At 72.5% G+C, this 17,096-nt stretch carries 15 protein-coding genes; 13 read left to right on the top strand and 2 right to left on the bottom strand.

Annotation, left to right across the window (positions count from 1 at the left end):
• Window positions 1–47 precede the first annotated feature (47 nt).
• The 8 genes from recG (at window position 48) to mutM (ending at window position 7,783) form a co-directional block, all read left to right on the top strand.
• Window positions 48–2,315 carry an ATP-dependent DNA helicase RecG gene (gene recG, locus ACFPP6_RS31660; protein ID WP_382049683.1) on the top strand — a complete coding sequence of 756 codons (2,268 nt, stop codon included), beginning with the start codon at window positions 48–50 and terminating at the stop codon, window positions 2,313–2,315.
• Between the two features lie 183 nt (window positions 2,316–2,498).
• Window positions 2,499–3,098 carry a 16S rRNA (guanine(966)-N(2))-methyltransferase RsmD gene (gene rsmD, locus ACFPP6_RS31655; RefSeq protein ID WP_058046454.1) on the top strand — a complete coding sequence of 200 codons (600 nt, stop codon included), beginning with the start codon at window positions 2,499–2,501 and terminating at the stop codon, window positions 3,096–3,098.
• 26 nt (window positions 3,099–3,124) lie between these two features.
• Entirely contained in the window at window positions 3,125–3,604 is a 480-nt protein-coding gene (gene coaD / locus ACFPP6_RS31650; protein ID WP_179082824.1) for a pantetheine-phosphate adenylyltransferase, read from the top strand.
• Between the two features lie 96 nt (window positions 3,605–3,700).
• Complete coding sequence (locus tag ACFPP6_RS31645) at window positions 3,701–4,867, top strand: ATP synthase F0 subunit B (RefSeq protein ID WP_382049680.1); 1,167 nt, start codon at window positions 3,701–3,703, stop codon at window positions 4,865–4,867.
• A 98-nt stretch (window positions 4,868–4,965) separates the two neighbouring features.
• Window positions 4,966–5,652 carry a YceD family protein gene (locus ACFPP6_RS31640; RefSeq protein WP_382049678.1) on the top strand — a complete coding sequence of 229 codons (687 nt, stop codon included), beginning with the start codon at window positions 4,966–4,968 and terminating at the stop codon, window positions 5,650–5,652.
• Between the two features lie 2 nt (window positions 5,653–5,654).
• On the top strand, window positions 5,655–5,828 hold the full coding sequence (gene rpmF, locus ACFPP6_RS31635; RefSeq protein WP_015657589.1) for a 50S ribosomal protein L32: 174 nt from the start codon (window positions 5,655–5,657) through the stop codon (window positions 5,826–5,828).
• A gap of 19 nt (window positions 5,829–5,847) precedes the next feature.
• A complete protein-coding gene (gene rnc / locus ACFPP6_RS31630; protein WP_382049676.1) occupies window positions 5,848–6,708 on the top strand; it encodes a ribonuclease III in 861 nt (286 codons plus the stop codon).
• A 187-nt stretch (window positions 6,709–6,895) separates the two neighbouring features.
• Entirely contained in the window at window positions 6,896–7,783 is an 888-nt protein-coding gene (gene mutM, locus ACFPP6_RS31625) for a bifunctional DNA-formamidopyrimidine glycosylase/DNA-(apurinic or apyrimidinic site) lyase (protein ID WP_382049674.1), read from the top strand.
• Between the two features lie 50 nt (window positions 7,784–7,833).
• Here the strand turns inward: mutM and ACFPP6_RS31620 are convergent, their stop codons facing one another.
• A complete protein-coding gene (locus ACFPP6_RS31620) occupies window positions 7,834–8,208 on the bottom strand; it encodes a winged helix-turn-helix transcriptional regulator (RefSeq protein WP_382049672.1) in 375 nt (124 codons plus the stop codon).
• A gap of 135 nt (window positions 8,209–8,343) precedes the next feature.
• On the opposite strand from ACFPP6_RS31620, the gene ACFPP6_RS31615 reads away from it, so the two are divergent.
• Window positions 8,344–8,940 (top strand): flavodoxin family protein, encoded by a 597-nt coding sequence (locus ACFPP6_RS31615; protein WP_179082830.1) that lies wholly within the window; start codon window positions 8,344–8,346, stop codon window positions 8,938–8,940.
• 37 nt (window positions 8,941–8,977) lie between these two features.
• Here ACFPP6_RS31615 and ACFPP6_RS31610 read toward each other — a convergent pair whose 3' ends face one another.
• Window positions 8,978–10,063: a CAP domain-containing protein gene (locus ACFPP6_RS31610; RefSeq protein WP_382049670.1), complete on the bottom strand. Its 1,086-nt coding sequence runs from the start codon at window positions 10,061–10,063 to the stop codon at window positions 8,978–8,980.
• Window positions 10,064–10,198: 135 nt separating this feature from the next.
• Here ACFPP6_RS31610 and ACFPP6_RS31605 point away from each other — a divergent pair, with 135 nt between their 5' ends.
• From ACFPP6_RS31605 to ACFPP6_RS31590, 4 genes are all read left to right on the top strand, one after another.
• The gene (locus ACFPP6_RS31605; protein ID WP_382049668.1) at window positions 10,199–10,480 is read left to right on the top strand and encodes an acylphosphatase; all 282 of its coding nucleotides are present in this window, start codon (window positions 10,199–10,201) and stop codon (window positions 10,478–10,480) included.
• Window positions 10,481–10,903: 423 nt separating this feature from the next.
• Window positions 10,904–11,110, top strand: a complete 207-nt coding sequence (locus ACFPP6_RS31600) for a hypothetical protein (RefSeq protein ID WP_030369319.1) — start codon at window positions 10,904–10,906, stop codon at window positions 11,108–11,110.
• Window positions 11,111–11,380: 270 nt separating this feature from the next.
• Window positions 11,381–14,992: a chromosome segregation protein SMC gene (gene smc, locus ACFPP6_RS31595; RefSeq protein ID WP_382049665.1), complete on the top strand. Its 3,612-nt coding sequence runs from the start codon at window positions 11,381–11,383 to the stop codon at window positions 14,990–14,992.
• A gap of 226 nt (window positions 14,993–15,218) precedes the next feature.
• Complete coding sequence (locus ACFPP6_RS31590; RefSeq protein ID WP_382049663.1) at window positions 15,219–16,637, top strand: sugar porter family MFS transporter; 1,419 nt, start codon at window positions 15,219–15,221, stop codon at window positions 16,635–16,637.
• Window positions 16,638–17,096: the final 459 nt, after the last annotated feature.

Below are 17,096 nucleotides of genomic sequence, written 5' to 3'. Positions count from 1 at the left end.
TCGGGCCAGGCGCCGAATGACACCGTCTGTCAGTGCCGTGGTGTGCAATGGGACGCGTGCCAGCGCTTCACGAACCCCTGAAGAAGATCCTCGGCGGCAGCACCGCGAAGGTGATGGCCGAGCACCTCGACCTGCACACGGCCGGCGATCTGCTGCACCACTACCCGCGCCGCTACGCCGAGCGCGGTGAGCTCACGCGCCTGGCCGACCTGCCGCTGGACGAGCACGTCACCGTCGTCGCCCAGGTCGCCAAGGCCGCCATGAAGACGTTCAACCACGGCAAGGGCGTCCGCCTGGAGGTCGTCGTCACCGACGGCAGCGGCTCCCTGACCCTCGTCTTCTTCGGCCGCGGCGCCTACGCGCGGGAGAAGGAGCTGATCCCCGGCCGCCGCGGCATGTTCGCCGGCAAGGTCTCGGTCTTCAACCGCACCCGCCAGCTCCTCCACCCCGACTACGAGCTCCTGGACCGCGACAGCGGGGCCGACGCCGCCGAGGCCTTCGCCGGCCGCCTGCTGCCGATCTACCCCGCCTGCAAGCAGTTCCAGTCCTGGAAGCTCACCAAGGCCGTCGACACCCTGCTGGACCTGTTCGAGGCCGAGCAGTGGGAGGGCCTCACCGACCCGCTGCCCCCCTCGCTGCGCGACGGCCGCGGCCTGGCCGCGCTCCCCGACGCCTTCCGCAAGGTCCACCGGCCGCGCACCAAGGCCGACATCGAGGACGCCCGGGCCCGCCTGAAGTGGGACGAGGCCTTCGTCCTCCAGGTCGCCCTCGCCCGCCGCCGGCACGCCGACTCCCAGCTGCCGGCCGTGGCCCGCAAGCCCGTGGCCGGCGGCATCCTCGACGCCTTCGACGCCAAGCTGCCCTTCACCCTCACCGAGGGCCAGCGCACCGTCTCCGCGGAGATCTTCGACGACCTGGCCACCGAGCACCCCATGCACCGCCTCCTGCAGGGAGAGGTCGGCTCGGGCAAGACCATGGTGGCCCTGCGCGCCATGCTCGGCGTCGTCGACGCCGGCGGCCAGGCCGCGATGCTCGCCCCCACCGAAGTGCTCGCCCAGCAGCACCACCGGTCGGTCACCGAGATGATGGGCGAGCTGGCCGAGGGCGGCATGCTCGGCGGCGCCGAGCACGGCACCAAGGTCGTGCTGCTCACCGGCTCCATGGGGACGGCCGCCCGGCGGCAGGCGCTGCTCGACCTCGTCACGGGCGAGGCCGGGATCGTCATCGGCACCCACGCCCTCATCGAGGACAAGGTGCAGTTCCACGACCTCGGCCTGGTCGTGGTCGACGAGCAGCACCGCTTCGGCGTCGAGCAGCGCGACGCCCTGCGCTCCAAGGGGAAGCAGCCGCCGCACCTCCTGGTGATGACCGCGACCCCGATCCCGCGGACCGTCGCCATGACCGTCTTCGGCGACCTGGAGACCTCCGTCCTGGACCAGCTGCCGGCCGGCCGCTCGCCCATCGCCACCCACGTGGTGCCCGCCAAGGACAAGCCCCACTTCCTGGCGCGCACCTGGGAGCGCGTGCGCGAGGAGATCGAGGGAGGTCACCAGGCCTACGTGGTCTGCCCCCGCATCGGCGACGACCTGGGGGAGGAGGGCGACGCCAGGACGCCCGCGAAGGGCGCCGCGCAGAGCGCCTCCAAGGGCGGGGCGGGGGACGGGGCCGGGCAGGCCGCGGCGGAGGGCGACGGCGAGCGGCGCCCGCCCCTCGCCGTCCTGGACGTCGCCGCGCAGCTCGCCAAGGGCCCCCTGAGCGGGCTGCGCGTGGAGGTGCTGCACGGCCGCATGCAGCCCGACTCCAAGGACGACGTGATGCGCCGCTTCGCCGCCGGCGAGGTGGACGTCCTGGTGGCCACGACCGTCATCGAGGTCGGCGTGAACGTGCCCAACTCCACCGTCATGGTGATCATGGACGCGGACCGCTTCGGCGTCTCCCAGCTCCACCAGCTGCGCGGCCGCGTGGGCCGCGGCTCGGCCCCGGGCCTGTGCCTGCTGGTCACCGACGCCCCGGAGGCGAGCCCGTCCCGCGCCCGCCTCGCCGCCGTCGCCGGCACCCTGGACGGCTTCGAGCTCTCCCGCATCGACCTCGAACAGCGCCGCGAGGGCGACGTCCTCGGCCAGGCCCAGTCCGGCGTCCGCTCGTCCCTGCGCATGCTCACCGTCATCGACGACGAGGAGGTCATCGCCGCCGCCCGGGAGGAGGCCGCGGCCGTCGTCGCCGCCGACCCGGAGCTGGAGGCGCTGCCCGACCTGCGCACCGCGCTGGACGCCCTGCTGGACGAGGAGCGGGAGCAGTACCTGGACAAGGGCTGAGCACGCCCGTCCCGCCACGGGGCCCGCGCCCCCGCCGGCAGCCCCGCGGAGGCGCCCGGCGTGCTCCGACGCCCTAGGCTGAAGGGGCGGCACCCCGGTCGGCCGGCCGTCAGGCTCCGCCGCGGCCCCGCCGCACCGACAGACCTCCACACCGCCACACCGTCGCGAAGGACCGAGGACCCCATGACCCGCGTGATCGCCGGCATCGCCGGCGGACGCCGCCTGGCCGTGCCGCCCGGCACCGGCACCCGCCCGACCTCCGACCGGGCGCGCGAGGGCCTGTTCTCCACCCTGGAGTCCCTGCTGGGCACCCTCCACGGCACCCGCGTCCTGGACCTGTACGGGGGCTCGGGCGCGGTCGGCCTGGAGGCGCTCTCGCGCGGCGCCGCGCACGTCCTGCTGGTGGAGGCCGACGCCCGCGCGACGCGCACCATCCGCGAGAACGTCCGCACGCTCGGGCTGCCCGGAGCCGAGGTCCGCTCCGGCAAGGCCGAGCAGATCGTCGCGGGCCCGCCCCCCGCGGCCCCCTACGACGTGGTCTTCCTCGACCCGCCCTACGCCGTCACCGACGAGGCGCTCCGCGAGATTCTCCTCACACTCCGTGCCGGGGGGTGGCTTGCGGACGAGGCGCTGGCCACCGTGGAGCGCAGCACCAGAGGCGGAGAATTCCCCTGGCCGGACGGTTTCGAGGCACTGAGGGCCCGTCGCTACGGCGAGGGGACGCTTTGGTACGGTCGCGCCGCCTCGACGTGCGCCGAAGAGACTTCTCCCCGCGCGTCATGAATGGACCGGAGAGCGAGGAGACACCGTTGCGCCGCGCCGTCTGTCCGGGGTCGTTCGACCCCGTCACCAATGGACACCTCGACATCATCGCCCGCGCTTCCAGGCTGTACGACGTCGTCCACGTCGCAGTGATGATCAACCAGTCGAAGAAGGGCCTGTTCACGGTCGACGAGCGGATAGACCTGCTCCGCCAGGTCACCGCCGAGTACGGCAACGTGCAGGTGGAGTCCTTCCACGGCCTCCTCGTCGACTTCTGCAAGCAGCGCGACATCCCCGCCATCGTCAAGGGCCTGCGGGCGGTCAGCGACTTCGACTACGAGCTGCAGATGGCCCAGATGAACAACGGGCTCTCGGGCGTCGAGACCCTGTTCGTCCCGACCAACCCGACGTACAGCTTCCTGTCGTCCAGCCTGGTCAAGGAGGTCGCGGCCTGGGGCGGAGACGTCTCCCACCTGGTCCCGCCGCTGGTGCTGGAGGCGCTCACCGAACGGCTCGGCGAGCGCTGACACCCCGCCCCTCCCGGCAGCTGTCGGGCGGAGGCCGACTGCCCGTACAGTCGACCCCGTTCGTGTCGTCCGGCAGAAGAAAGTGGCGAGCGCCAGGTGGACGTCCAGAAGAAGCTCGACGAGATCGTCACGACCGTCACCGGCGCCCGGTCCATGCCGATGTCCGCCTCCTGCGTGGTCAACCGCGCCGAGCTGCTCGCCCTGCTCGAGGAGCTCCGCGCCGGACTGCCCGGCTCGCTCGCCCGCGCGCAGGAGCTCATCGGCGACCGCGAGCAGCTGGTCGCCGAGGCCCGTGAGGAGGCCGAGCGGATCATCGAGTCCGCGCGCGCCCACCGCGGATCGCTGATCTCCGACACCGAGGTCGCCCGGCAGTCCCAGGAGGAGGCCGACCGGATCCTTGCCGAGGCCCGCCGGCAGGCCGAGGAGGTCCGCGCCGAGGCCGACGACTACGTCGACAGCAAGCTCGCCAACTTCGAGGTCGTCCTCACCAAGACCATCGGCTCCGTCGACCGGGGCCGCGAGAAGCTGCTGGGCCGCGCGGACGGGAACGGGGGCCACGGGGAGCCGGACGGAGACGCGGACGCCCCGGAGCCCAGCTCCGACCCCCGTGTCCAGCGGCAGCAGGCCGACGCCTACGTCGACGCGAAGCTCGGTGCCGTCTCGGCGGTCCTGAGCAAGACGCTGGAGGCGGTCGGCCGCGGCCGGGAGAAGCTCCTCGGCGCCCGCCCGGCGGACGAGCTGGGTGCCCACATGGCCGCCCAGGACGGCTTCCACGCCGCCCGCCCCACCAGCGACGCCGACTTCCTCGCGGGACTGGCCGCGCCCCACGCGCAGACGTCCCCGGAGCCCGCAGCCGCGCCCCATGCGGCGCCCCACGCGGGCTACGACGGCTACTACGAGCCGCAGGGCTACGGAGCCGACCCGTACGTCTACCAGCAGCAGTACGAGGCGGACGGCTCCCAAGGGCAGCAGGCGGACCCCTACGCGGTCCAGGGCGGCTACCACCAGGCCGACCCGTACGCCTGGTCCTCCCCGGCCCCGGGCGACGGCTACGGCGGCGCCCAGAGCGGCTACGTGCCCCAGCAGCACCAGCCCGCTCAGCACCAGCCCGCTCAGCACCAGCCCGCTCAGCACCAGTCCGCCCAGCATCAGCCCGCCCAGGACCGGCCCCAGGCGGCGGGCGGGGCGCTGGACGAGACGAGCCTGTTCGACACGTCGATGATCGACCTGGAGCAGCTCCGCCGTTACGAACAGGGCCGCTGACCGGCGCCGTACGACGGCCGATTGGGTCTACGGCGACCCGTCCAGTATCCTGGCTCTTCGGTCGCGTGTGCATTCGCGATCTCGGCTGCCCTCATCGCATGCGTCACCGCATACGGTCCGGGCCGCCGTCACCGCAGCGTAGAAAGCAGGAAGCCCTGAACGCCCGCCTCGATCACCGTTCCCCTCTCGTGTTCGACACACGCGAGCTGGGCCGGCGTCCCGGTGCGCTGAAGAGGGTCTCCCGCTCCGTCCCGGCCCCCGATCACCTCGGTATCGAGGTCATCTCCGTGGCCGAGGGCGCGACCGTCGAGCTCGACCTCCGACTGGAGTCGGTCATGGAAGGGGTGCTTGTCACAGGCACCGCCCGTGCACCGCTCACCGGGGAGTGCGTAAGGTGTCTGGAGCCGCTCGAGCGTGAGCTCGAAGTGGACTTCCAGGAGATGTACTCCTACCCCGACGCCGATGACCGGAGCCGCCCCGCGGATACCGGCGACGACGCCGAGGAAGACGAAGAGGACATGCTCTTTCTCGAGGCCGACTTGCTCGACCTCGAACCCGTGCTGCGCGACGCGGTGGTGCTCGCACTGCCGCTGCAGCCGGTGTGCCAGGACGACTGCCCCGGCCTGTGCTCCGAGTGCGGAGCGCGGCTGGCGGACGACCTGGACCACCACCACGAGACCGTCGACATTCGTTGGGCGGCACTGCAGGGACTCGCCGGTTCCGACCAGGACGGCGAGAAGGACAACGCACCCCGCTCCGTCGGGGATGACTCACAGGAGAAGTAGCCGTGGCTGTTCCGAAGCGGAAGATGTCGCGCAGCAACACGCGCCACCGCCGGTCGCAGTGGAAGGCTGCGGTCACCCCCCTGGTGGCGTGCGAGCGCTGCCACGAGCCGAAGCAGCAGCACATCGCGTGCCCGAGCTGCGGCACCTACAACAAGCGCCAGGTCCTCGAGGTCTGATCGGCGGGTGACAGGCTCCATGTCAGACGCCACTACGCCGAAGAGGGCGCCGGCGGACACGGCCTCGTCTCACACGCTTCTGGAAGGGCGGCTCGGGTACAAACTCGAGACCGCCCTTCTGGTGCGTGCGCTGACCCACCGTTCCTACGCGTACGAGAACGGCGGTCTGCCGACCAACGAGCGCCTGGAGTTCCTCGGGGACTCCGTCCTGGGCCTCGTGGTCACGGACACGCTCTACCGCATCCACCCCGACCTGCCCGAGGGCCAGCTGGCCAAGCTGCGGGCCGCGGTGGTCAACTCCCGTGCACTGGCGGAGGTGGGCCGTGGGCTCGACCTCGGCTCCTTCATCCGGCTCGGCCGCGGTGAAGAGGGCACGGGCGGCCGCAACAAGGCGTCCATCCTCGCGGACACCCTGGAAGCGGTCATCGGTGCGGTCTATCTCGACCAGGGTCTCGAGGCTGCTGCCGAGCTGGTTCACCGGCTCTTCGATCCGCTGATCGAGAAGTCCTCGAACCTCGGCGCCGGCCTGGACTGGAAGACCAGCCTCCAGGAGCTGACCGCGACGGAGGGGCTCGGCGTGCCCGAGTACCTGGTCTCCGAGACCGGTCCCGACCACGAGAAGACCTTCACGGCTGCTGCCCGCGTCGGTGGTGTCGCGTACGGCACCGGCACCGGCCGCAGCAAGAAGGAAGCGGAGCAGCAGGCGGCGGAAGCCGCCTGGCGCGCCATCCACCAGGCGGCAGAGGCTCGCGCAGCCGCCGCCGAAAAGGCCGAGGCCGCGCAGAAGAAGGCCGAAGCCGTGGACAAGGCGGAGGCCGTCAAGGCCGAAGCCGCGGAGCAGGCCGGGGTCGCGACGACCGAGGCCGACGCCGCATCCTGACGCACACGTCCCCGAACGCCGGGCGCCCCTGACTCCAGGGCCGCCCGGCGTTCGGCGACCGTGCCGCCGCACCACGCACTGCGCAGTGCATGGTGCCGAGGCGTCGCAGTACCGAAGCACCGACCGCAGCATTCGCGGGATCCGCCGTGTCCGGACGGCGCCCGCGAGCCCTTCCCGGAGGAGCACCGTGCCCGAACTGCCCGAGGTCGAGGTCGTCCGGCGCGGGCTGGCGCAGTGGGCCTGCGGCCGCACCGTGGCCGAGGTCCAGGTGCTGCACCCCCGGGCGATCCGGCGCCACCTCGCCGGCCCCGAGGACTTCGCCGCCCAGCTGGCCGGCCGCCGCCTCGGCGTGGCCCGGCGGCGCGGCAAGTACCTCTGGCTGCCGCTGGAGACGGAAGGCCCCACGCCCCCCGACCGGGCGGTCCTCGCCCACCTCGGCATGAGCGGCCAGCTCCTCGTCCAGCCGTACGAGGCCCCCGACGAGAAGCACCTGCGCATCCGCATCCGGTTCGCCGACACCGCCGGCACGGAGCTGCGCTTCGTCGACCAGCGCACCTTCGGCGGGCTCTCCCTGCACGACACGGTGCCCGGCGACCCCGAGGGGCTCCCCGACGTCATCGCGCACATCGCACGCGATCCGCTCGACCCCGCCTTCGACGACGAGGCCTTCCACGCCGCGCTGCGCCGACGCCGCACGACGCTCAAGCGCGCCCTGCTCGACCAGTCGCTCATCAGCGGGGTCGGCAACATCTACGCCGACGAGGCGCTGTGGCGCTCCCGGCTGCACTACGACCGGCCCACCGCGACCCTGACCCGGCCGCGCAGCGCCGAGCTGCTCACGCACATCCGCGAGGTCATGAACGAGGCCCTCGCCGTCGGCGGCACCAGCTTCGACAGCCTCTACGTCAACGTGAACGGCGAGTCCGGCTACTTCGACCGCTCGCTGGACGCGTACGGGCGTGAGGACGAGCCGTGCCGCCGCTGCGGTACGGCCATGCGCCGCCGCCCCTGGATGAACCGCTCGAGCTACTTCTGCCCGCGCTGCCAGCGCCCTCCGCGCCCGCGCGCCGCGTAGCCGTTCCCTGCGCCGGTCAGCGCCCGGGACGCCTTGCTGCGCCCCGCTTCCTATGCCCCGCGCTCCGCGTCGTACTTCTCCTGCGCCGCGAGGATCTCCGGCATGCGCTCCTCCAGCAGCCCGATCAGCCCCATGAGGCGGTCGGCGACGTCCTGCCCCAGCGGCGTGAGCGCGTAGTCCACGCGGGGCGGGTTGGTCGGCTGCGCCTCCCGGTGCACCAGGCCGTCGCGCTCCAGCGCGTGCAGCGTCTGGGACAGCATCTTCTCGCTCACGCCGTCGACCCGGCGGCGCAGCTCGTTGAAGCGCAGCGTGCACTCGTACAGGGCCACGACCGTCAGCGCGCCCCATCGCCCCGTGACGTGCTCCAGAGTGCCGCGCGAGGGGCAGGAACGGGCGAACACGTCGAAGGGCAGGTCCGGGTCCATGGCCGCAAGCATACTCCCGCACAGCGCTAACTTCAGGATTGCGCTTTCGAAAAGTTAGTGCTTTCCTTCTGGTCGTGCCGCTCGGCACACGCCGCCGTGCGCCGCCCGGCATGCACCCGTCCATTGGAGGACCCCATGACCGCCGCCCTGCCCCAGCCCGTCGTCTCCGTCGCCTACCACTCCGGCTTCGGTCACACCGCCGTCCTCGCCGAAGCCGTCCGCGACGGCGCCGCCGACACCGGCGCGACCGTCCACCTGGTCAAGGTCGACGAGATGACGGACGCCGAGTGGGCACAGCTCGACGCCTCCGACGCGATCGTCTTCGGCTCGCCCACCTACATGGGCACCGCCAGCGCCGCCTTCCACGCCTTCGCCCAGCAGACCTCCGGCCGCTGGGCCGACCGCGCCTGGCAGGACAAGATCGCCGCAGGGTTCACCAACTCCGCCTCCAAGAGCGGCGACAAGCTGGCCACCCTGCAGTACCTCTCGCTCCTGGGCGCGCAGCACGGCATGCACTGGGTGGGCCTCGGCCTGCTGCCCGGCTGGAACAGCTCCGTGGCCTCCGAGAACGACCTCAACCGACTCGGCTTCTTCCTCGGCGCGGCGGCGCAGAGCAACGCCGACCAGGGCACCGAGGGCGTCCACAAGGCGGACATCCTGACCGCCGAGCACCTCGGCGCGCGGGTGGCCGAGGCCGCCCGGGTCGCGGTCGCCGGCCGCGCCGCACTCTGATCGCGCACCGTCCGGCTGTCCGGCTGTCCGGCGGCTGTCAGTAACCGAAGTCCTGCGTCCACCACGGGCCGCTCGCGCTGGTGTTCAGCCCGATGCCCAGGGTGCGGTAGTCGCGGTTGAGGATGTTCGCCCGGTGGCCTGCGCTGCGCATCCAGGCGTCCATCACGGCGCGGGCGTCCGGGTGGCCGCGGGCGATGTTCTCCCCGCCGAGGTTCCGGATGCCGTGCTTGGCGGCCCGGTCCCAGGGCGTGCGGCCGTCCGGGTCCGTGTGGTTGAAGAATCCGCGCCGCGCCATGTCGTCGCTGAACGCCTGGGCGAGCCCCGAAAGCCGGGCGCTGGCCTTCAGCGGCCGCAGGCCCGCCTTCGCCCGCTCCTGATTGACCAGGGCGAGCAACTGCCGTGCCACCGACGGGTACAGCGCGGTCTGATCGGCCGTCTGTTGTTCCTGTCCGGCGGGCTGTGCGTGGTCCGCGACCCGGGTCCGCCCCTGGGCCTGGGCCTGGGCTTGTGCCTGGGCTTGGGCGTCGGGCGCCGGGGCCGCACCTTCCCGGCCCGGAGCGTCGGCGGCCCGCGCATCGCCGGAGCCGCCGTCCGGCCCCGTACGCCCTTCGCCGCCCGGGTCGTTGCCCGCCCCCTGCGGCCCCGGAGCCGCGTCGGCAGGTGCTGCCGACGGGCCGGACGGGGAGGCGGAGCCGACGGGCACCGCGGTGTCCCCGTGCGGTGCGGGAGGCCGTTCGGCGTTGCGGCTCACATGCGACTGGCCGCGGCCGGAAGGCCCTGCGTCGGGCCTCGTGAACTCGGTTACGGGCGGCTCTTCGGCCCGCACCTGCCCGCCGCCGTGGCCGTCGTTCCCGAGCTGGAGGGTGCCCCCGCCGGAGAACAGGCCGGAGGTCATCGCGACCACGCCCATGGCCATGGCGGCGGACGCGCCCAGCAGCCCCGTACGCACCGGGGCCTTCGGCCGGGCACGCGGGCGCCGGGCGCCGGGGGGCCGTTCCCCGGCCGTGGCGCCGGGATCGTCGGAGGGGTCGGGGGCGGAGGCACCGCTCGTCCTCCCGGCGTGCGGGGGAGCGGGGACGGGGCTGCCTGCGGTCCTGGGGGCAGAGCGTCGGTGGCGACCCATCCGCTGCCTTCCTTACGTGTTCGGCTCGGCGTGCGTCACTCGTACGGGGAGGGGAGACCTGTCGAGCGGCGACTGTACGGCAATAGACGCGGGGTCGAAGTGCTGATTATGCAATTGGCCGGTTAGCGTGCAGACATGAACGAGAATGTCCGTCTCACGGCGTGGGTCCGTGGACATGTGCAAGGTGTCGGCTTCCGGTGGTTCACGCGGGAGAACGCTTTGCGCATCGGAGCACTCGCCGGCTTCGCGTCGAATCTGGCCGACGGCAGGGTCCAGGTCGTCGCGGAGGGCCCGCGCGAGGGGTGCGAACTTCTGCTCGATTGGCTGCGGGCGGGCGACACGCCCGGGCAGGTGGAAGGGGTCACCGAGATCTGGGGTGACCCGCGGGGCGGTTATGACGGATTCGAGATCCGCTGACCATAACGGTTCGGAAAACGGGAAATCGTCCGGGAGGGTGCGCGCGGGGGCCGTGAAGTACGGGGGCCGAGGGTCACGATGACCTCAGTGATATGCCTTTGGCATATGCGTGGGAGAGAAATTCCCTGATGGTTGCCAAGACGGCCCCGGCGTGGAAGGCTGCGAGGCAACGGATGATCTCCACGCCCCTCCGGGCCCCGGCCGTGCCGGCGCCGCGCATTGACCGCCGCGCCCCCCGGGACGCCCGCGGATACGGGGTGTGATCGTGTTGACCGTCAAACTTTTTGGTGAGACTCTGGAAGCCCCGCGCACCTTAGCTGTTTGGCATTGAAGACTGCAGTAGCGATGGCAGACACCGCGGGTGCGAATCCCTCACGACCCACACCGCTTCGGTCGGTCACTCAGTGTGGAGGACCATCCATCATGGCAAAGGCGCTTCTCGGTTACGTCGGCGGCTCCGACCCCCGAGTCCTCGCCGAGATGCGACGGCTTCAGCAGCGTGTCCAGGACCTCGAATCCGAGCTCATCCGGATGCAGGCCGAGAATGACGCGCTGTCTGCCGCCGCTCACCACGGCGACTCGCTGCTCGACAGCATCGACGTTTCCAAGGCGGAGCCTGCGCTCGCCTGACCAGAGGCCCTGCCCCGGGGGCCGGTCGGGCTGCACTGTCAGCCGCTTGAGAGTTGCAAGGGACGCTTCGGCGTCCCTTCGTCATTTCCGATCATCGTATCGTCGTGGTGTTTCCCAGCGGTTGCGGCTATTTTTTCCCACTTTTCGGTGCGCTCTTAACGACTGATGTGCCCTGCCCCTTCCCAGGTGAAACCAATTGAAGGGCGCGGCACGCCCGGCATGACGTCCGGGGCGGCTCCCGTGGAGGCCCGGCCGGTAGAGTCCTACCGCGTGCACCTCAAGAGCCTGACCCTGCGGGGGTTCAAATCCTTCGCCTCCGCGACGACCCTGCGCTTCGAGCCCGGGATCACCTGCGTCGTGGGGCCCAACGGCTCCGGCAAGTCCAATGTCGTCGACGCCCTGTCCTGGGTCATGGGGGAGCAGGGGGCCAAGTCCCTGCGCGGCGGCAAGATGGAAGACGTGATCTTCGCCGGGACGACCGGCCGCCCGCCGCTGGGCCGCGCCGAGGTCTCCCTCACGATCGACAACTCCGACGGGGCCCTGCCGATCGACTACTCCGAGGTCACCATCACGCGGATCATGTTCCGCAACGGCGGCAGCGAGTACCAGCTCAACGGCGACACCTGCCGGCTGCTCGACATCCAGGAACTGCTCTCGGACTCCGGCATCGGCCGCGAGATGCACGTCATCGTCGGCCAGGGCCAGCTCGACTCCGTGCTGCACGCCGACCCCGCAGGCCGCCGCGCCTTCATCGAGGAGGCGGCGGGCGTCCTCAAGCACCGCAAGCGCAAGGAGAAGGCGCTGCGGAAGCTCGACGCGATGCGCGCGAACCTCGCCCGCGTCCAGGACCTCACCGACGAGCTCCGCCGGCAGCTCAAGCCGCTCGGCCGGCAGGCGGCCGTCGCGCGCCGTGCCGCCGTCATCCAGGCCGATCTGCGCGACGCCCGCCTGCGGCTCCTCGCCGACGACCTCGTCACCCTCCGGGAGGCGCTGCGGGCCGAGCTCGCCGACGAGGCCGCCCTCAAGGCCCGCAAGGACGGCGCCGAGGCCGAGCTGAAGACCGCCCTGCAGCGCGAGGCGGCCCTGGAGGAGCAGGTGCGCACGCTCGCCCCGCGCCTGGCCGCCGCCCAGCAGACCTGGTACGAGCTCTCGCGGCTCGCCGAGCGCGTGCGCGGCACGATCGGACTCGCCGACGCGCGCGTGACCAGCGCCACCTCCGCCCCCGCCGAGGAGCGGCGCGGCCGCGAACCGGAGGACCTGGAGCGCGAGGCGGCCCGCGTCCGCGAGCAGGAGGCCGAGCTGGAGGCCGCCCTGGAGGCGGCGAGCCGGGCCCTGGAGGACACCACCGAGCACCGTGCGGCCCTGGAACGGCAGCTGGCGGACGAGGAGCGCCGCCTGCGCGACGCCGCCCGCGCCATCGCCGACCATCGCGAGGAGCTCGCCCGGCTCCAGGGCCGCGTCACCGCCGCCCGCGGCCGGGCGGCCTCCGCGCAGGCCGAGATCGACCGGCTGGCCGCCGCCCGTGACGAGGCCCGGGAGCGGGCGGCCGCCGCCCAGGAGGAGTACGAGCGGCAGCAGGCCGAGGTCGAGGGGCTCGACGCGGGGGACGCCGAGCTGGCCGGCCGGCACGAGGCCGCCAAGCGGGAACTCGCCGCCGCGGAGGCCGCGCTGACCGAGGCGCGCGAGGAGGCCACCGCCACCGAACGCCGCCGCGCGGCAACAGGCGCCCGCCGCGACGCGCTCGCCCTGGGCCTGCGCCGCAAGGACGGCACGGGGGCGCTGCTGGCGGCGCAGGATCGTTTGTCCGGACTGCTGGGCCCGGCGGCCGGGCTGCTGACCGTCGCCCCCGGCTACGAACTGCCCGTCGCGGCGGCCCTGGGCGTCGCGGCGGACGCACTCGCCGTCACCGACACCGCCACGGCGGCCGAAGCACTGCGGCTGCTGCGCAAGCAGGACGCGGGGCGGGCGGCGCTCGTCGTGGCACGGGGCCTGGAGCGCGGCGCGGCAGCGGCCTTTGCGCCGGGCCCCGTGCAGCCGCCCGCACGGGGCGGAGGGAACACTGCCCCGTGCGGCCCCCGCCCCGCCCTCGAACTCGTCGACGGCCCCGCCCCCGTCCTCGGCGCCGTGCGCGCGCTCCTGCGCGACGTCGTGGTCGTTCCGACCCTGGAGGACGCCGAGGAACTGGTCGGCGAACGGCCCGGAGCCGTCGCCGTCACCGCCGAGGGCGACCTGCTCGGGGCCCACTTCGCGCAAGGAGGCTCCGGGGGCGCGCCGAGCCTCCTGGAGGTACAGGCCGCCGTTGACGAGGCCACCGCCGAACTGGCCGACCTGGACGCACGGTGCGAGAGCCTGCAGGCGGCCCAGCACGCCGCGGCCGCACGGCGCGCGGAGTGCGCCGCCCGCGTGGAGGAACTGGCGACCCTGCGCAGCACGGCCGACCGGGAGAAGTCCCAGGTCGCCCAGGCCCTCGGGCGGCTCGCCGGGCAGGCGCGCGCGGCGGCCGACGAGGCCGGGCGGACGGCCGCGGCCGTGGCCCGTGCCGAGGAAGCCCTCGCGCGGGCCGGCGAGGAGGCCGAGGAGCTGGCCGAGCGGCTGGCCGTCGCCGAGGAGTCCGCCCCGGCCGAGGGCGAGGGCGAGCCCGACACCTCCGTACGGGACCGGCTCGCCGCGGACGGCGCCAACGCCCGGCAGACCGAGATGGAGGCGCGCCTCCAGGTCCGTACGCACGAGGAGCGCGTCAAGGCCCTCGCGGGACGGGCGGACGGCCTGGACCGGGCGGCCCGTGCCGAGCGCGAGGCGCGGGCCCGCGCGGAGCGGCGCCGCGCCAGGCTGCAGCACGAGGCCCGCGTCGCCACGGCCGTCGCGGCGGGGGCCCGCCAGCTCCTCGCGCACGTCGAGGTCTCCCTCGTGCGCGCCGACGAGGAGAAGCGGAGCGCCGAGGAGGCGAAGGGCGCCCGTGAGCGCGAGCTGGTGGCCGAACGCAACCGGGGCCGCGAGCTGAAGAGCGAGCTGGACAAGCTCACCGACACGGTGCACAAGGGCGAGGTGCTCGGCGCGGAGAAGCGGCTGCGCATCGAGCAGCTGGAGGCCAGGGCCCTGGAGGAGCTCGGCGTCGAACCCGCGGGCCTGGTCGCGGAGTACGGGCCGGACCAGCCCGTACCGCCGTCCCCGCCGGCCGAGGGCGAGGAGCTGCCGGAGGACCCGGACCACCCCAGGAACCGCCCCGTGCGGTACGTACGGGCGGAGCAGGAGAAGCGGCTCCGTGCCGCCGAGCGCGCCTATCAGCAGCTGGGCAAGGTCAACCCGCTGGCGCTGGAGGAGTTCGCGGCGCTGGAGGAGCGGCACAAGTTCCTCTCCGAGCAGCTGGAGGACCTCAAGAAGACCCGCAGCGACCTGCTCCAGGTCGTCAAGGACGTCGACAAGCGCGTCGAGGAGGTCTTCACGGAGGCGTACCGGGACACGGCCCGGGAGTTCGAGGGCGTCTTCTCGCGCCTCTTCCCCGGCGGCGAGGGGCGGCTCGTCCTCACCGACCCGGACGACATGCTGGCCACCGGCGTGGACGTCGAGGCGCGGCCGCCGGGCAAGAAGGTCAAGCGCCTGTCGCTGCTGTCGGGCGGGGAGCGCTCGCTGACGGCGGTGGCGCTGCTGGTCGCGATCTTCAAGGCGCGGCCGAGCCCGTTCTACGTGATGGACGAGGTCGAGGCGGCGCTGGACGACACCAACCTCCAGCGGCTGATCGGGATCATGAAGGAGCTCCAGGAGAGTTCGCAGCTGATCGTGATCACGCACCAGAAGCGGACGATGGAGGTCGCCGACGCGCTCTACGGCGTCTCGATGCAGGGCGACGGCGTCTCGAAGGTGATCAGCCAGCGACTGCGTTGATCTTGTAATCGCGCGGTAACGGGCTTCACTTCTTCAAGTGTTGAACTCAACGCGTGAGAAGCCTCCTGGAAACTTCTTGGTTACGACCTATTGACTTAAGAAAATGAAGACATAGGGTCTGCAGCGTTGCTAATACCTTCAAGTGGTGGGCCCCCAAGTCCTGTGCCCCACTTGAAGTGCCAGCCCCCCCACGCCCGGCAGTGCCGCCGGGCCTCAGGAGTACACGTTGACCAGCACTGCGACGGCGCAGGGGTCCGAGGGCCGCAAGGCCCAGCCGGACCACCTCGGCCATGTCATCTTCATCACCGCGGCCGCGGCCATGGGTGGCTTTCTCTTCGGCTACGACAGCTCCGTGATCAACGGTGCGGTCGAGGGCATTCGCGGGAAGTACGACATCGGCTCCGCAGCCCTGGCCCAGGTCATCGCCATCGCCCTCATCGGCTGCGCCATCGGCGCCGCCACCGCGGGCCGGCTCGCGGACCGCATAGGCCGGATCCGCGTCATGCAGATCTCCGCGACGCTCTTCACGATCAGCGCCGTCGGCTCGGCCCTGCCGTTCGCCCTGTGGGACCTGGCGTTCTGGCGCATCCTCGGCGGCATCGCCATCGGCATGGCCTCGGTCATCGGCCCGGCGTACATCGCCGAGGTCTCGCCGCCCGCCTACCGCGGCCGCCTCGGCTCCTTCCAGCAGGCCGCGATCGTCGTCGGCATCGCCGTCTCGCAGCTCGTCAACTGGGGCATCCTCAACCTCGCCGACGGCGACCAGCGCGGTCACCTCATGGGCATCGAGGCCTGGCAGCTGATGCTCGGCGTCATGGTCGTCCCGGCCGTCCTCTACGGCCTGCTCTCCTTCGCGATCCCCGAGTCGCCCCGCTTCCTGATCTCCGTCGGCAAGATCGACAAGGCGAAGAGCGTGCTGGCCGGCGTCGAGGGCCGCACCGTCGACCTCGACAAGCGCGTCGCCGAGATCGAGCTCGCGATGCACAGCGAGGAGAAGTCCACCTTCAAGGACCTCCTCGGCGGCAAGGCGGGCTTCCTGCCCATCGTCTGGGTCGGCATCGGCCTGTCGGTCTTCCAGCAACTCGTCGGCATCAACGTGGCCTTCTACTACTCGGCCACCCTCTGGCAGTCCGTCGGCATCGACCCGAGCGACTCCTTCCTGTACTCCTTCACGACGTCGATCATCAACATCGTCGGCACCGTGATCGCGATGATCTTCGTCGACCGCGTCGGCCGCAAGCCGCTCGCCATCGTCGGTTCGGCCGGTATGGCCGTCTCCCTGGCCCTCGAGGCCTGGGCCTTCTCCGCGCAGGCCGCCGACGGCTCCCTGCCGACCGCACAGGGCACGGTCGCCCTCGTCGCGGCGCACGCCTTCGTGCTCTTCTTCGCGCTCTCGTGGGGCGTCGTGGTCTGGGTCTTCCTCGGCGAGATGTTCCCCAACCGCATCCGCGCCGCGGCACTCGGCGTCGCCGCCTCCGCCCAGTGGGTGGCCAACTGGGTCATCACCGCGAGCTTCCCGAGCCTGTCGGACTGGAACCTCTCCGGTACGTACGTCATCTACGCGGTCTTCGCCGTGCTCTCGATCCCCTTCGTGCTCAAGTACGTCAAGGAGACGAAGGGCAAGGCGTTGGAGGAGATGGGCTAACCCCCCCGCCGCCCTCTCCTCAACAGGACGCTGCCCCGGCTCACCGACGAGCCGGGGCAGCGTCCTGTTTGCGTACGGCGACGAGCGGGGCGCCGGCGCGGTGGGGGCATGGCCCCGCGCCCCGCGCCCCGGGCGCGGGACGCCGAGCCGCAAGGCGGGAACCGGCGGCCCCGTGTGGGGCCGGGCCTACGGCGCCGCGCCGTCACCGCGGGGCGCGCCCCATGCACGAAGCCGAACCGTTGCTGCGGGGCGTCCCGCGGGTTCGCGGCGCGCACTCCCTCCTGCCCCCGCGGCGCGCAGCCGCAGCGCACGTGCCGGGCGGCGCTGGACCGACCTCAAGCAGGGCCGTACCGAAGCCGACCCTTTGCACGCGGCGTCCCGTCGATTCCCGGGCCGCCGCACACTCCTTCCCACCGCCGCGGTGCTCAGCAGACCCGGCGGCGCCGTACCGGCCTGCCG

The organism is Streptomyces aureoversilis (assembly GCF_042657885.1).
GTDB lineage: Bacteria > Actinomycetota > Actinomycetes > Streptomycetales > Streptomycetaceae > Streptomyces > Streptomyces aureoversilis.
The sequence above is the reverse complement of the archived record's forward strand: the minus strand, read 5'-3'. Positions and strand labels throughout refer to the sequence as shown.

Bases quoted from the DNA above. Each gene is read 5' to 3' on its own strand.
- rsmD (WP_058046454.1), top strand. From the start codon at position 2,499: ATGACCCGCGTGATCGCCGGCATCGCCGGCGGACGCCGCCTGGCCGTG.
- ACFPP6_RS31615 (WP_179082830.1), top strand. From the start codon at position 8,344: ATGACCGCCGCCCTGCCCCAGCCCGTCGTCTCCGTCGCCTACCACTCC.
- ACFPP6_RS31620 (WP_382049672.1), bottom strand. From the start codon at position 8,208: ATGGACCCGGACCTGCCCTTCGACGTGTTCGCCCGTTCCTGCCCCTCG.
- ACFPP6_RS31610 (WP_382049670.1), bottom strand. From the start codon at position 10,063: ATGGGTCGCCACCGACGCTCTGCCCCCAGGACCGCAGGCAGCCCCGTC.
- ACFPP6_RS31605 (WP_382049668.1), top strand. From the start codon at position 10,199: ATGAACGAGAATGTCCGTCTCACGGCGTGGGTCCGTGGACATGTGCAA.
- ACFPP6_RS31600 (WP_030369319.1), top strand. From the start codon at position 10,904: ATGGCAAAGGCGCTTCTCGGTTACGTCGGCGGCTCCGACCCCCGAGTC.
- recG (WP_382049683.1), top strand. From the start codon at position 48: ATGGGACGCGTGCCAGCGCTTCACGAACCCCTGAAGAAGATCCTCGGC.
- rnc (WP_382049676.1), top strand. From the start codon at position 5,848: ATGTCAGACGCCACTACGCCGAAGAGGGCGCCGGCGGACACGGCCTCG.
- ACFPP6_RS31640 (WP_382049678.1), top strand. From the start codon at position 4,966: ATGCGTCACCGCATACGGTCCGGGCCGCCGTCACCGCAGCGTAGAAAG.